Annotated in this window: 13 protein-coding genes; 9 read left to right on the forward strand and 4 right to left on the reverse strand. The window is 34.6% G+C overall.

Going from position 1 to position 15,076, the window contains the following annotated elements:
• Window positions 1-9: 9 nt before the first annotated feature.
• Window positions 10-891, reverse strand: coding sequence for a LysR family transcriptional regulator (locus tag AC1RPR_RS04120; RefSeq protein WP_481761581.1), 882 nt, complete (start codon window positions 889-891; stop codon window positions 10-12).
• Window positions 892-1,027: 136 nt separating this feature from the next.
• Here AC1RPR_RS04120 and AC1RPR_RS04125 point away from each other — a divergent pair, with 136 nt between their 5' ends.
• The 3 genes from AC1RPR_RS04125 to AC1RPR_RS04135 all read left to right on the forward strand — a co-directional run bounded on the left by AC1RPR_RS04125 (window position 1,028) and on the right by AC1RPR_RS04135 (window position 4,403).
• Complete coding sequence (locus AC1RPR_RS04125; RefSeq protein WP_481761580.1) at window positions 1,028-2,668, forward strand: malolactic enzyme; 1,641 nt, start codon at window positions 1,028-1,030, stop codon at window positions 2,666-2,668.
• Window positions 2,669-2,697: 29 nt separating this feature from the next.
• The gene (locus AC1RPR_RS04130) at window positions 2,698-3,666 is read left to right on the forward strand and encodes an AEC family transporter (RefSeq protein WP_409022066.1); all 969 of its coding nucleotides are present in this window, start codon (window positions 2,698-2,700) and stop codon (window positions 3,664-3,666) included.
• Window positions 3,667-3,812: 146 nt separating this feature from the next.
• Window positions 3,813-4,403, forward strand: a complete 591-nt coding sequence (locus AC1RPR_RS04135; RefSeq protein ID WP_409022067.1) for an ECF transporter S component — start codon at window positions 3,813-3,815, stop codon at window positions 4,401-4,403.
• Window positions 4,404-4,483: 80 nt separating this feature from the next.
• Here the strand turns inward: AC1RPR_RS04135 and AC1RPR_RS04140 are convergent, their stop codons facing one another.
• The 3 genes from AC1RPR_RS04140 to AC1RPR_RS04150 all read right to left on the reverse strand — a co-directional run bounded on the left by AC1RPR_RS04140 (window position 4,484) and on the right by AC1RPR_RS04150 (window position 6,644).
• On the reverse strand, window positions 4,484-4,861 hold the full coding sequence (locus AC1RPR_RS04140; RefSeq protein ID WP_481761579.1) for a hypothetical protein: 378 nt from the start codon (window positions 4,859-4,861) through the stop codon (window positions 4,484-4,486).
• A 20-nt stretch (window positions 4,862-4,881) separates the two neighbouring features.
• Window positions 4,882-5,577: a DNA/RNA non-specific endonuclease gene (locus AC1RPR_RS04145; protein WP_481761578.1), complete on the reverse strand. Its 696-nt coding sequence runs from the start codon at window positions 5,575-5,577 to the stop codon at window positions 4,882-4,884.
• A gap of 89 nt (window positions 5,578-5,666) precedes the next feature.
• A complete protein-coding gene (locus tag AC1RPR_RS04150) occupies window positions 5,667-6,644 on the reverse strand; it encodes a Gfo/Idh/MocA family protein (protein WP_481761577.1) in 978 nt (325 codons plus the stop codon).
• Window positions 6,645-6,779: 135 nt separating this feature from the next.
• Between AC1RPR_RS04150 and AC1RPR_RS04155 the strand changes: the two genes are divergently transcribed.
• The 6 genes from AC1RPR_RS04155 to AC1RPR_RS04180 all read left to right on the forward strand — a co-directional run bounded on the left by AC1RPR_RS04155 (window position 6,780) and on the right by AC1RPR_RS04180 (window position 15,048).
• Window positions 6,780-7,457, forward strand: a complete 678-nt coding sequence (locus AC1RPR_RS04155) for a glycoside hydrolase family 73 protein (RefSeq protein WP_481761576.1) — start codon at window positions 6,780-6,782, stop codon at window positions 7,455-7,457.
• Between the two features lie 177 nt (window positions 7,458-7,634).
• A complete protein-coding gene (locus AC1RPR_RS04160; RefSeq protein WP_409022073.1) occupies window positions 7,635-8,207 on the forward strand; it encodes a xanthine phosphoribosyltransferase in 573 nt (190 codons plus the stop codon).
• Window positions 8,208-8,347: 140 nt separating this feature from the next.
• On the forward strand, window positions 8,348-9,487 hold the full coding sequence (locus AC1RPR_RS04165; protein ID WP_481761575.1) for a 5-(carboxyamino)imidazole ribonucleotide synthase: 1,140 nt from the start codon (window positions 8,348-8,350) through the stop codon (window positions 9,485-9,487).
• 144 nt (window positions 9,488-9,631) lie between these two features.
• Window positions 9,632-11,857 carry a DNA helicase PcrA gene (gene pcrA / locus AC1RPR_RS04170; RefSeq protein WP_481761574.1) on the forward strand — a complete coding sequence of 742 codons (2,226 nt, stop codon included), beginning with the start codon at window positions 9,632-9,634 and terminating at the stop codon, window positions 11,855-11,857.
• A gap of 34 nt (window positions 11,858-11,891) precedes the next feature.
• Window positions 11,892-13,913 carry an NAD-dependent DNA ligase LigA gene (ligA, locus tag AC1RPR_RS04175; protein ID WP_481761630.1) on the forward strand — a complete coding sequence of 674 codons (2,022 nt, stop codon included), beginning with the start codon at window positions 11,892-11,894 and terminating at the stop codon, window positions 13,911-13,913.
• Window positions 13,900-15,048 carry a CamS family sex pheromone protein gene (locus tag AC1RPR_RS04180; protein ID WP_481761573.1) on the forward strand — a complete coding sequence of 383 codons (1,149 nt, stop codon included), beginning with the start codon at window positions 13,900-13,902 and terminating at the stop codon, window positions 15,046-15,048. Before ligA ends, AC1RPR_RS04180 begins: the two co-directional genes overlap by 14 nt.
• Window positions 15,049-15,076: the final 28 nt, after the last annotated feature.

Genomic DNA, 15,076 nt, shown 5'->3' on the forward strand with positions numbered 1-15,076 from the left:
ATTCTCTTATTAGATAGAAGGATCAATTAAAACGTCAATTAATTTTGCTTGTGTAGGCGTTAAAATATGACTTGTACGATAAACGAGTGACATTAAAAATTTAGGTTGATCTAATTCCGATAAGGGGAGTGAGACTAAATCATCTGCAGCATCCAATGCTAGTTCTGTTAAAAAACCAATACCAACATTTTCGGTAACCATTTTTTTAATAATCTGACTGTCACTTGTTGTATAGATAATCTTTGGTTTGAAATGATTTTTTGTTGTTAACTCTTTAAAAGCGATTGGATGAACAAAACCCTCATTTTGCATAATAAATTTTTCATTTCGAAGTTCAGAAAATTTAACGGATTCTCTTGAAGCAAGTGGATGATGTTTGCTAACGATAATCTTGAAGTGTTTAGATGCAAAATTTCTGGCAATTAAGCGGTCATCTTCTATTGGTTTAACGGAACCTAATAAAGCCATATCTAATGATCCGTTTATTAACTGAAGAAGTAGGGCTTGGGAACCGTTCTCAACTGTATCTAGATGATTAATCAGACCTGAATTAAATAAATTGCTGACAATTTGCGGAAAATAGTACGTTCCTATAATAGGTGGTAATCCAAATCGAACGTGCTCATTTTTAAGTTGGTTAATTTCTTGGTTAGCAATTGTTAATTCTTTGAGAATAATATTAACATGTTCAGCGAATTGTTCACCACTTGGTGTAAAAGAAACTTGATGATGTGATTGATCACGAATAATCAGATTTGTGTCTAATTCAGTTTCTAAGCGTTTCATTGCAGTTGTGATTGTTGGTTGACTAACTGAAAAAAAATGAGCAACTTTTGAAAAATTTCTCAAATTAATTATTTGTTGATAATATTCTAAATCTCGAATGTTCATTATAATCTCCTCTAAATCAACGTTTATAATCCTCATATAAATAATATTTATAGTATAACACATGTTTGACTATAATTTTTAAAGGGGTGTATTCTTGCTCTTGTAAGTTAAAGAGAAAATAAAATATAAAAAAATAATGGAGGAATTAATGATGACAAAAGCACAAGATATGTTAAATAACCCATTTGTAAATAAAGGTACAGCATTTACAATGGAAGAACGTCGTGAATTAGGACTTATTGGTATGTTACCAGCTAAAGTTCAAACAATTGAAGAACAAGCAACACAAAACTACGCACAATATTTAAGTAAAGAAACTGGTCTTGAAAAACGCCATTTCTTAATGGAATTATTCAATGAAAACCGTACACTATTTTTCTACTTAATGGGACAACATGTGGCTGAATTTATGCCAGTTGTTTATGATCCAGTTGTTGCTGATTCAATCGAAGAATACAACGAAATTTATGTAAATCCACAAAACGCTGCATTCTTATCAATTGATCATCCAGAAGATATCGAAGCAACATTAAAAAATGCTGCTGCAGGACGTGACATTCGTTTAGTCGTTGTGACAGATGCTGAAGGTATTTTAGGTATGGGCGATTGGGGTGTCAACGGTGTTGATATCGCAATTGGTAAATTAATGGTTTATACAGCTGCTGCTGGAATTGATCCTTCACAAGTTTTACCAGTTTCTATTGATGCTGGAACAAATAATGAAACATTATTGAATGATCCATTATACCTTGGTAACAAACATGAACGTGTAACTGGTGACAAATACTATGACTTCGTTGATGGCTTTGTCCAAAGTACAAAGAACTTGTTCCCAGAATTGTTATTACATTGGGAAGATTTTGGCCGTTCAAATGCTGCTAATATTCTTGAAAAATATCAAAACGAAATCACAACATTTAATGATGATATCCAAGGTACAGGGATTGTTGTTTTAGCTGGTATCTTAGGTGCTCTAAGTATCACTAAAGGTTCAATTGTTGACCAAACAGTTATTACTTATGGTGCTGGTACTGCTGGTGTCGGAATTGCTAACCAAATTATGGACGAAATGAAACGCGCTGGTGTTTCAGAAGAAGATGCTCGCAAACGTTTCTTCTTAGTTGATAAACAAGGATTGTTATTTGATGATACAGAAGACTTAACACCTGGCCAAAAAGAATTTACGCATAAACGTTCAGAATTTGCTAATGCTGATGAATTAACTTCTTTAGAAGCTGTTGTTAAAGCTGTTCAACCAACTGTTATGATTGGTACATCTACACAACCTGGTACATTTACAAAAGAAATTGTTCAAGACATGGCTTCACATGTTGAACGTCCAATCATCTTCCCATTATCAAACCCTACAAAATTAGCAGAAGCTAAGGCTGAAGATTTGATTGCATGGACTGATGGTAAAGCTTTAGTTGCTACTGGTATTCCAGCTGATAATGTTGATTACAAAGGTGTTACTTACCAAATTGGTCAAGCAAACAACGCACTTATGTACCCAGGTCTTGGATTTGGGATTATCGCTTCAACATCTTCAAGAGTTAATGGCGAAATCTTATCACAAGCTAGTCATGCTTTAGGTGGAATCGTTGATACTACAGCCGTTGGTGCTGCCGTATTACCACCAGTAACACATTTAGCAGAATTCTCACAAACAATTGCTGAAGTAGTTGCCCAAAGTGTTGTTGACCAAAAATTAAACAAAGAAGCAATTACAGATGTTAAAAAGGCTGTCTCAGATATGAAATGGACACCTAAATACTAAAAAAAGCGTAGAGAGAAGGACAATTAATTATGGTATTTTTCCAATCAATTCAAAGTGTTCTAGTTGTTGTTTTGATGATGGTACTTGGATACATTTTACAAGTTAAAGGTTGGTTCGCTGATTCATTTGGTGGCAATATCTCATCATTAATTACAAAAATTGCTTTACCAGCTTCAATTTTCGTTTCTGTTTTAAAATATTTAAAACGTGATCAATTAGCTGCATTGTCAGGTAGTTTACTCTACCCAGCAATTGCTGTTATTATCGGTTACTTAATTGCATGGGCACTTGTTCATATCTTGAACATCAAACCTGGTCGTCGTGGTATCTTCATGAATGCCGTTGTTAATGCAAATACAATTTTCATTGGTTTACCTTTAAATATTGCGTTGTTTGGCGATAAGAGTATCTCATATTTCCTTGTTTACTATATTATTAATACAGTTTCAACATGGGCATTTGGTGTTTTCTTAATTTCAAATGATGATCCAACAAAAGACAAATCAGATAAAACGAAAAAGAAAATTAACTGGGCTAAAGTAATCCCAATGCCACTTGTTGGGTTCATCGTTGCATTAATCTTCTTGGTTCTTGCAATTCCAGTTCCTGATTTTATTAGCCAAACATTAGGTTATGTTGGTGGATTAGTTACACCATTATCATTAATCTATATTGGTATTGTGTTAGCTAAAGCCGGTTTGAAGAGTATCAGATTTGATCGTGATACAGTCGTTGCATTACTTGGACGTTTTATTTTATCACCAATCATTTTAATCGCTGTTATTCTTTTAGGTACACATTTAACTGGTGCAGATTTAGCACCATTATTACAAAAAACTTTGATTGTTCAATCAGCTACACCAATGTTAGCCGTATTACCAATCTTAGCTAATGAAGCACATGGAGACGTTAAATACGCAACAAACATTGTTACAACAAGTACAATCTTGTTCATCATTGTTGTTCCTGTTTTAACGACCCTTATCTCATTCATGTAATATAAAATTTATTTAAAATAGAACGTCACTGATTACCTCTATAATTAGTGACGTTCTATTTTTTTGCATATTAAATGGTAACAATCGTTAAATCGGTTATAATAAGGGAACGGAAGTGAAATGATTAAATTTGTAGGAGTAAGTAGATGAAAACTAATAATAAAACATATCATATGAGTATTTTGGCGTTATTTATTTCAATCATTATTGTTCAAAATTTTGTGCCATTATTTGGTTACATCCCTGTTGGCCCCTTAAGCATCACAACCATTCATATCACGGTGATTGTTGCTGCTTTAGTGTTTGGCTGGAAAGATGGTGCATTTATCGGTGGTGTCTGGGGATTAATCACATTTATCAGGGCGTTTGTGTCGCCAACTAGTCCACTTGCACCCATTGTTTTTACAAATCCACTTATAGCAATTGTGCCAAGAATTTTAATTGGAATTGTGACAGCAGTCATTTTTTACTTTTTATATAAATGGTGGAAAAACAAAACGTTAGCCATGATTATTGCCTCTGTTTTTGGTTCATTGGTTAATACGGTTTTAGTTTTAGGCCTTATCTATCTTTTATATCATGGGCAAGCAGCTAATTTTTATAAAGTTGATATGGCACAATTATTACCATATATTATGGGACTAGTTGTCACAAACGGTATTCCAGAGATGATTTTAGCAGGGATTGTTGCGCCATTGATAGCAAGACCTTTACAAAAAATAGTTCGGAAAAGTTAGAGAACAAAATACACGATGCTAATAGGTAAAAATAAAAAAGTTATTAACAACGAATGATATTTCGCTGTTAATAACTTTTTTTAGTTGAATTTAGAAATAATTTTAGAATCTAATGTTCCATTTTCTAGTGCAATTAATGCGTCGATTATAGGCATATGATGAATTTCAGTATCATCTGCTAGCAGACTACTAGGAATAAAAAAGGTTGTTGAATAGTGATCACCTGCTAGATAATCACCATCAATTGTCTGACCTAAGATACAAACGTCATCCCAGTTCAAAGAGATAGTATCAGGTGTTTTTAAGAAGTTCATTGTTTCTAAAAATTGTGTTTGAAGTGAGCTGCCAGGAAATTGTAAATAGCCATCATTTGTCTGACGGATATTTGAATTAAGTAATAATTGTTGTAGCGTTTGTGGTGCTGAATCTATCAGTTGACTTTTTAATTCTGTGAACATGAATAACACACTCCTTTGAATTAACGTTTATTCAAAATAGTAACATTAAATTTAATATTGCCCCAAGAAGTTGTACTTTTACCTTGCATTTGAATTGCTTTAGGGAAAAGTGACTTACCAGAAAAAATTGGTGTTACCTGATAACGGACATGATCTCCTTTATCAACTGCTGCACGAACTGCGTTTTCATACTTGGTCATGTAGGGTGTGTTAACAGGGTTTTGATATAATGTTGCTAAATTTTCTTTTTTATCACCACTACCACCAAGTTGTCGACCGATTAAATGTCCACGGGAATGAAAATAAGGTGACAGCCCTGACACAAAACCAGTTGGTCGAATTGAAGAATCTGCTGATGACCCTCTAGATTCTAAAGCTTTAACTAAAAGAGCATTGGCCTGAGTAGCACGGCCAAGAGAGTCAAGAGCGCCGTATTTTATCCAACCATTGGCATTATCTGCAAGATCACTTTTTGAAAAGGTTGGCGCACCATTATCCACAATTCCATTAATGGCCTTGCTACTATTAATAGAACTAGTATTTGCTGTTCCTGTCCCATTTTTAACATTGACTGAAGTTGAATTGCCATTTGTTTGTAGCAAATCTTTTACAGTACTAGGTAATTTTCCGCTGAAAAGGGAGACAACTAAAATGACAGCAAGTCCAATTAGATAATTACGTGTTCGATTCTGAATATAACGTTTCTTTCGTTTCATAAAATTAACTCCAACTCTTTTTCTTTTAGTGTAGCATGGAATTAAAAAAAGTTATCAACAATTTCTAGTGATAACTTTTCAGATGAAGCTTATTTTTCAAAAGGATATTTAAAGCCCCATTGTTCACGAGCTTGTGTCATTATTGACATAACATCTGTTGTTTTTTCTAAGAATGGTTTAGGATTTAAATTACCCAAAACCATATCTTGAACATCTTTAATTTCATAATTCATGGCTTGTTTTGTATGGCCGGCAGTGATTTCTGTAGCTGTTCCATCAGATAATACAAGAGCAGCTTTATTAGCTCGAGGATAATCGTAAACAGTAAAGTAACCACCTTCATAAGCAATAATACCCATTTTAGGCATTTTAGCTCTGAATGTTAAGGCAACAGTTGCGAGTTCATTATTGGCATTTTGTAAACTAATCGTTTCAGATTCGTCAACACCTGATTCGAATAAATTCATTGCTGAACCTGTGATTTCTGGTGTGGCTGTCATGAATTGACGGACAAAGGCTAATGCATAAACACCGATATCTAATAATGCGCCACCAGCTAAATCAGGATTGAAGAAACGATTTGTTGGATCAGGATCTTTAAAACTACCAAATGAGGCTTGGACCATTTTTAGTTTGCCTAATTTTTTTTCTTCAGCTACTTCAATAATTTTTTTATAAAGTGGCATATGATAAATAGTCATTGCTTCTTGTAAAATCAAGCCTTTTTCTTCAGCTAAATCAGTTGCTTGTTTAAGTTCATCACTAGTCATGGTGATTGCTTTTTCACTTAAGACGTGCTTGCCAGCTTTAAGTGCAGCCAAGATTGTGTCGATATGGTAGTTGTGAGGTGTCGCAATGTAAACGATGTCAATTTCATCATCAGCTAATAAGTCTTCATAGTTACCATAGGCATGTGGAATATTAAATTCGTTAGCAAAAGTTTGCGCTTTTTCTAAGTTTCTTGAGCCAGCGGCATAGATTTCACCAAATGGTTGATCAAAGTAAGTTGTAAAGCTGTGAGCGATGTTACCAAGTCCAATAATTCCCCAATTTAAATTTTTTGTCATTATGTTCTCCTGTCTCATTTAAGATAGCTCAAGCTTAACAGAAATTTAATAAAAAGAGAAAAAATACGATGGTAATAGATATAGAATTAGGGTAAAATAAGTGAAACAATTAAATGTATAGGGACGGGTGTACTAATGAAAAAGAAAAATGGTCGGGGGATTTTTGTAAAGAACGGTAAAATTCAAGTTGCGAATATTGTTGTTTTAATTTTAATTCTTGGTATTATTACAGTCGTTGTTTCAATGAACGTTCATAAAAAGAATGTTGCTCGAGATGAATCTATTGCGACGTCATTATCAACCTCAAAAATTGAAGCAAGTGAATCAGCAAAAAAAGCAGCAGCAGAAGCTAAAAAACAAGCATTTATTAAGAAAGTAGCACCTGAAGCACAAAAAATGCAAAAAAAATATAAAGTCTTTTCTAGTATTACAATTGCACAAGCTATCTTAGAATCTGATTGGGGAACGAGTTCTTTAGCTAAAGACTACAATAACCTATTTGGAATTAAAGGAACGGGCGCACGTGCAAAAGATTTCAAAACTAAAGAACAAGAAAAAGATGGCACATGGAAGACGGTTACGGCTAAATTTATCGTCTTCAAAGATTGGGACGAAGCAATTATGTCTCATTCGAAATTATTAGCTAATGGAAATACATGGAATAAAACACAATTTGCTGACGTTCTTTCTGCAGCAACTTACGAAGATGCAGCAGCAGCTTTAGTAGTTGATGGGTACGCAACAGATAATGATTATAGTACAAAATTAACAGATATCATTAAACAATATCATTTAGATAAATATGATAAATAAACGGGATTAATGTCAAGTATAATAACGATAAATGAGTAGATTCAAATTGAAATTACCCTTATATTATGTTATTCTTAAGTCATTCAAAACCGGAATGTAGCTTTTTTACTTATACCGAAGTGAAAAAGCTATTTTTATACCCAAAAAAATATAAATAGCAAGAGGAGCGTACCCCACGTGAAACTTTTAGAAGACAGAATTATGCAAGATGGTATTGTATTACCAGGAGATGTATTGAAGGTCGATCAATTTTTAAATCACCAAGTTGATCCTGATTTAATGTTAGCAATGGGTGTGGAATTTGCTGAATTATTCAAAAATGAAAAAATTACTAAAATTTTAACAGTTGAATCATCAGGTATTGCCCCAGCAGTATTCGTTGGGTTACAATTTCATGTTCCTGTTGTCTTCGCACGTAAAAATAAGAGCGTTACGATGCAAAATGATTTATATTCTGCTTCTGTTTACTCGTACACAAAGAAAGTTGAAAATACAATTGCCGTTGCCAACAAGTTTTTAGGTGAAAACGATCGTGTTTTAATCATTGATGACTTCTTGGCAAATGGCCAAGCAGCTGAAGGACTCTTCCAAATTTGTGACGAAGCTAAGGCAGAAATTGCTGGAATTGGAATTGTAATTGAAAAATCATTCCAAAAAGGTGCCGAATTAATTCATGAACGTGGCGTACGTTTAGAATCACTTGCTAAAATTTCATCATTTGATGGTGATCAAGTTCATTTTGAAGATTAAATTAACGAAAAGAGCGCAAAATGTGCTCTTTTTTATTTTCTTATAAAATTGTTAAATTATGGTTGTTAAAACTTGATTGCCCCGCGGGATAACAGTATGATTAAGGGTATAAAGCAAAAGTAGAAAGTAGTGAATATATAGTGGAAAAAAAAGTTATCTTTCCTGGAAGTACATTGGGAATAATCGGAGATAGTCCAACGGGTGCAATGTTGGCTATGGCTGCAAGAAATTTAGGGTTTAAAATCGCAGCATACAGTCAAAATGAAGTTAGTGAGACACTTCAATTAGCAGATTATTCTGTTGTAGGTAAGATGAATGATAAGGATAAATTGAAAGAATTCGCTGAACGAACAGATATTGTGACGTATGAATCTGAACACGTTAATTCAGAAGTGATTGAATATATTTCAAAATATACTTATGTGCCACAAAAGTATAATGCATTAGAAATTATGCAAGACCGCTTGTTGGAAAGAGCTTTTTTTGAACAATTAAATATTAATATTCCACCTTTTGAAACAATTGTATCATTAGAAGATGTGTATAATTCTGTACTTTCAATTGGGTATCCCAGCGTTTTAAAACCAATCCAAAAAGGGTTTGGTAAAAGTTACCAGAGTGTTCTCAATACGCAAACTGATATTTCAGATGCGGCGTACTTGGTTGAACGTGGCACCTATATTTTAGAATCATGGATTCCTTATGAACAAGAAATCTCAATGGTTCTTATCAAAAATGGTAAGGAAATTAATTTTTTCCCAGCTGTTGAAAATAAATATCGTGATCATCGATTACACGAATCAATCGTACCAGCTAACTTAGATACAGAAATTTCTGCTGAAATGCATAAAATTGCCATTAAAGTTGCGGAAAATCTAGACTACACTGGCGCATTAGAAATTGGCTACTTTGTAACTAAATCAGGTGCAATTTATGTTAAACGTGTCGTGCCCGCTATGCATCAATCAGGGTATGTTTTTGATAAAGCAACAAACGTTAGCATGTATGAACAGCATTTACGTGCCATTTGTGGATTGCCACTATCAAAAGTGAAATTCCTTGCACCAACTGTTATGGTGTCATTAAAAGAAGAAGAACGTGCCGATTTAAAGACACAGTGGGTTCTTAAAAATAATTGGTATTACCATTTTTATCGTTACCCTGAAAATCATAAATTAGATCGTGCTGGGCATATTTTGGTTCAGTCAGATTCAGTTCGTGAAGCATTGAATCAAATTGAAGATACAGGCATTTGGGATAAAAAAGAAACAACAAATTAAATGAAATTAGAAGGATGAATCGTTTTGAATCGGTTCGTCTTTTTTTATGAACAAGTTGAGACATATATTCATAAAAATTAAAGAAGTTAAGGCGTTTTTTTGCTATAATAAATAATGACTGATTTATAGAGAGGATTGATTAATTTGACTACTGAAAGCTTATTGAACGGAATGAATAACAAACAAAAAGAAGCTGTCCTAAAAACAGAGGGACCACTCTTAATTATGGCTGGAGCTGGAAGTGGTAAAACGCGAGTATTAACGCATCGCGTTGCTTACTTAATTGAAGAAAAAGGTATCAATCCATGGAACGTATTAGCAATCACATTTACAAATAAAGCATCAAAAGAGATGCGCGAACGTGTTAATAAATTACTTAACAAAGGGGCAGAAGATGTTTGGGTTTCAACATTCCATGCACTTTGTGTTCGTATTTTGCGACGTGATATTGACCAAATTGGTTATAATCGTGCATTTACAATTGCCGACCCAGGTGAACAAAAGACTTTAGTAAAACGTATTTTAAAAGAACAAAATATTGATCCACAAAAATTTGACCCAAGAACCGTTTTAGGAGCAATTTCAAATGCAAAAAATGATTTATTAACAGAAAAAGAATACGCAGAACGTGCTGCAAGTATGTTCGAACAAATGGTAGCTAAAGTTTATACGGCATATCAAAAAGAGTTACGCTCAAATCAAGCAGTTGATTTCGATGATTTAATTATGTTAACTATCCGTTTATTTAAAGAAAAGCCTGAAACATTGGCTTTTTATCAAAATAAATTTCAATATATCCATGTGGATGAATATCAGGATACTAATGAAGCACAATATACCTTAGTAAACATGTTAGCTGAACGTTTCAAAAATCTCTGCGTCGTCGGGGATGCTGACCAAAGTATTTACGGTTGGCGTGGGGCAAACATGGATAACATTATGAATTTTGAAAAAGATTATCCTGATGCTGATGTTGTTAAGTTGGAACAAAACTATCGTTCAACGAAAACAATTCTGAATGCTGCCAATGCAGTTATTGATAATAATACGAACCGCAGTGATAAGAGTCTTTGGACTGATAATAAAGATGGTGAGAAAATTTCTTACTACCGTGGCCAAAGTGAAAATGATGAATCACATTATGTGGTTGAAAAAATTCAAGAACAAATTAAAGATAATCACTTAAATTACGGTGATTTCGCCATTTTATATCGAACGAATGCACAGTCTCGTGTGATTGAAGAGACATTCTTAAAATCAAGCGTTCCTTACAAAATGGTTGGTGGACACAAATTCTACGAGCGATTGGAAATTCGAGATATCTTAGGCTACATTCGTTTAATTGCTAATGATCAAGATTCAATGAGTTTTGATCGTATTGTAAATGTCCCAAAACGCGGTATCGGTGCAAGTAGTGTGGACAAATTACGTGAATTTTCAGATATGAATAATTGGACAATGCTTGAAGGTGCTGAAAACTCAGCGCTTGCTAATATTTCTGGTAAAGCTGAAAAATCATTACAAGAATTTGCCACAATGATTCGTGGATTACAAAAAATGCGTGAGTTCTTGAATGTGACCGAGTTAACAAAAGAAATTTTAAAACAATCAGGTTATGAAGCTAATTTGAAAAAGACGAAAACGATTGAAAATGAAACGCGACTTGAAAACGTTGAAGAATTCTTGTCTGTAACTCAGCAATTTGATGATCGTTGGGAAGCTGAAGAAGATGATAGTGACCGTTATGTTGATTTCTTAGCTGATTTAGCACTAGTTTCTGCACAAGATGATATTGAAGAAGAACCTGAAGAAGTCACATTGATGACATTACATGCCGCTAAAGGACTTGAATTTCCAGTTATCTTTTTAATGGGATTGGAAGAAGGCATATTCCCTCTTTCTCGTGCCATGTTAGAAGATGATCAACTTGAGGAAGAACGTCGTTTAGCATATGTCGGAATTACTCGTGCTGAACGCAAATTATATTTAACAAATGCTTTTTCAAGAATGTTGTATGGTCGTCGTCAAAGTAATCAAGCTTCACGTTTCATTGGTGAAATAGATGAGTCATTACTTGAATTAGATAATCAAACGGCAGCACCATCTCGTAATTCATCGTATTCCAATCAACGTGCGACGGCGACAACATACCGTCGACCTGCTAAAACCGTTGAACGTGATAATGGTACAGGTGCTGATGCAGTTGTTTGGCGTATTGGTGAAAAAGTGGAACATAAAGCTTGGGGTACTGGGACAATCGTTAAAGTTTCAGGATCAGGTTCGGATGCTGAACTTGATATTGCTTTCAAAGAACAAGGGATTAAGCGTCTGTTGACAGCTTTTGCACCAATTACAAAAAAAGTGGACTAAATAAAAGGAGGGTTCAAGTTTGTCAAATCAAGCCATAACATTGGAAGAAGCAACTAATAGAGTGAATCAATTAAAAACTGACTTAATCAAATGGACGCGTCAATATTATGTCCTTGATCAGCCAACAGTTGAAGATCATGTTTATGATGAACACTACCTACAACTAGTAGAACTTGAAAAAGCCTTTCCTAATTTAGTGACACCTAATTCACCAACGCAACGTGTTGGTGGCCAGGTACTGCCTGGTTTTGAAAAAGTTTCGCATGAAGTACCAATGCTTTCATTGGGGGATGTCTTTTCCATTGAAGAACTATCGGAATTTGATCAACGATTACAAAAATCAGTTGATGCTGAGGTAAGTTACAATACTGAACTCAAAATTGATGGATTGGCCATTTCGTTAACATATGAAAATGGTGTATTCGTTAAAGGATCAACTCGTGGAGATGGCACAATTGGTGAAAATATTACTGAAAATCTTAAAACAGTCAAATCAATTCCACTAACATTGACGGAACCCATTTCAATTGAAGTTCGTGGAGAATGTTACATGCCAACAAAGGCGTTTGTTGCGTTGAATAAACGTCGCGAGGAAGCTGGAGAAACGGTATTTGCTAATCCTAGGAATGCAGCAGCAGGTAGTTTACGACAATTAAATACAGCTGAAACGGCTCAACGACAATTGAGTACATTTATCTATTATATAGTTGATCCGGATGTCAAAACTCAAAGTGATGCGTTAAAACGCTTGTCTAAACTTGGATTTAGAACAAATACTGAATCACGTGTTACGAGTGATATGACAGAAATTTCGGCATACATTAATGAATATCAAGCAAAACGTCATGATTTATCTTACGATATCGATGGTATTGTTATTAAAGCAAATTTATTCACGATTCATGATGAAGTTGGTAATACGGTTAAAGTTCCAAAATGGGCAATTGCCTATAAATTCCCGCCAGACGAGCAAGAAACTAAAGTTCTAGATATTGAATGGACGATTGGTCGAACAGGTGTCGTAACACCAACTGCAATCATGAATCCTGTGCAGTTAGCGGGAACAACAGTTTCTCGGGCATCATTGCATAATGGGGATTTACTGAAACAAAAAGATATTAGAATTAACGATACGGTTAAGTTGCATAAGGCTGGGGATATTATTCCAGAAATTTCTGAAGTTGTCTTAGATAAACGACCAGAAGACAGTGTTGTGTATAGTTTGCCAACGAACTGCCCAGTTTGTGGAGCAATATTAGTTCATCTGGATGAAGAAGTTGCATTACGTTGTATCAATCCAAAATGTCCCGCACTCATTAAAGAGAGTCTGGCACATTTTGCTTCTAGAAATGCGATGAATATTGATGGACTAGGGCCTAAAATTGTTGAACAATTATTTGAAAATAAGTTAATTAGTGATGTTGCAGGATTGTATCAGTTAACTGCCGATCAACTGTTAACGCTAGATAATTTCAAAGAAAAATCGGTTAATAAATTATTAAATGCAATTGATATTAGCCGACAAAATTCAGTGGAACGCTTATTATTTGGACTAGGAATTCGGCATGTTGGAGCTAAGGCTGCTCGATTGGTTTCAGCCGAATTTAAAGATATTCATCAATTAATGACAGCAATTTCCGAAGATATTCTCGTCATTGATTCAATCGGACAGGTGATTGCGGATAGTCTTGTGACTTATTTTGCCAATGACCAAGTTCGTGAATTGATTGATGAACTGGATAATGCGCAAGTTAACTTAACCTTTTTAGGCAAAACAACTGCTGAAATTGCAGAATTAGCTGAAGGTAGTCCCGTGATGGATAAGAAAGTTGTCCTAACGGGAACACTTGATCAGTTGAAACGAAGCGATGCTAAAAAATGGCTTGAAGCAAATGGTGCTTCTGTTGTTGGTAGTGTTTCGAAAAAAACAGACCTATTAATTGCCGGGCATGATGCTGGAAGTAAGTTAACAAAAGCGAAGCAACTAGAAATTGAAATTTGGGATGAACAACAATTTATCTCAGTTATGGAAGGAGTGTCATATGAAAAAAATTAAGATTGGACTTATGTTAAGTTTCTCGTTAATTTTCTTAGCAGCCTGTGGCAATGTTGCCTCATCAGGCTCGTCGGGAACCTCTAAAAATACATCAAGTTCTGGTTACCAGACAACTGGCCAAACAAGTGATAGTAACTATGAAGGTGTCATTAAAGATGGTAAATATTTAACAAGTAAATCAAGAGGTGTGGCACTCACACAAAATGACAATGTCTTGAATTTAAAAAGTTTTGAATCTGGTCTGTTAGATTTATCTAAAGATCAATTTGCTACTGACAGTTATATTTTCCAAGAAGGACAATATTTAACAAAAACGACTGTTCAAAGCTGGTTAGGACGTGAATCAAGTGCTAATAAAGACGGATTAAACCCTAAGAGTAATGGTAAAACGGGTGAAACAGACCGTAATCCCATGTATGTACAGCAAGTTGAAGAACAAGATTTTATGACAAAAAAAGGCAGCAAATTATCACTCTCGGGTATCTCGGTAGGTATCGGAATGAACTCAGTTGATTATTATCAAAAAGAAGAATATGGGGCTGAATATAAAACCGTTATTTCTGATGCAACAATGAGAGAAAAGGGTAAAGAAGCTGCTAACAAAGTGGTTGCTCGTCTTCGTAAAACCAAAGGAATTAGTGATAGCGTTCCAATCATGGTGGCAATGTACAAGCAAGCACCAAACGATAGTTTAGTTGGCGGTAGTTTCTACGCCTACGCTGTGAATAAGAATGGTAAAACGACGATTGATAATTGGGATGATGTTTCAATTAAGAGTTATACGTTCCCAACGACATCGACGGCCACATCACCTAATACAAATGATGAAACGACATTTACGAATTTTAAAACTGAAGTTCAAAGTTTCTTTCCTAATTTAGCAGGTGTAACAGCACAGGTACAATATAAAAACAAAGCAATTACAGGGATGCACATCAATATTACAACTCAATTTTATAGTGAAACAGAGATTATTAGTTTCACTCAATATTTATCAACAACGGCCGTGAAATATTTAGCATCAGGGATTCCAATTGACATTACTATCAAAGGTAGTGATGGGACAATGCAAAGTTTCCTTGCCAAAACAGCTAAAGAAAGCACATACTATACGCATGTATTTACCAGTTATTAAAAAGAAATTAATTTGAATTTTGAAGGGA

Source organism: Dellaglioa sp. CoH-57-MRSF-22, assembly GCF_056781895.1.

Excerpts from the sequence above, each read along its gene's own strand:
- AC1RPR_RS04120 (WP_481761581.1), bottom strand. The coding sequence starts at position 891 with ATGAACATTCGAGATTTAGAATATTATCAACAAATAATTAATTTGAGA.
- AC1RPR_RS04125 (WP_481761580.1), top strand. The coding sequence starts at position 1,028 with ATGGAGGAATTAATGATGACAAAAGCACAAGATATGTTAAATAACCCA.
- AC1RPR_RS04130 (WP_409022066.1), top strand. The coding sequence starts at position 2,698 with ATGGTATTTTTCCAATCAATTCAAAGTGTTCTAGTTGTTGTTTTGATG.
- AC1RPR_RS04135 (WP_409022067.1), top strand. The coding sequence starts at position 3,813 with ATGAAAACTAATAATAAAACATATCATATGAGTATTTTGGCGTTATTT.
- AC1RPR_RS04140 (WP_481761579.1), bottom strand. The coding sequence starts at position 4,861 with ATGTTCACAGAATTAAAAAGTCAACTGATAGATTCAGCACCACAAACG.
- AC1RPR_RS04145 (WP_481761578.1), bottom strand. The coding sequence starts at position 5,577 with ATGAAACGAAAGAAACGTTATATTCAGAATCGAACACGTAATTATCTA.
- AC1RPR_RS04150 (WP_481761577.1), bottom strand. The coding sequence starts at position 6,644 with ATGACAAAAAATTTAAATTGGGGAATTATTGGACTTGGTAACATCGCT.
- AC1RPR_RS04155 (WP_481761576.1), top strand. The coding sequence starts at position 6,780 with ATGAAAAAGAAAAATGGTCGGGGGATTTTTGTAAAGAACGGTAAAATT.
- AC1RPR_RS04180 (WP_481761573.1), top strand. The coding sequence starts at position 13,900 with ATGAAAAAAATTAAGATTGGACTTATGTTAAGTTTCTCGTTAATTTTC.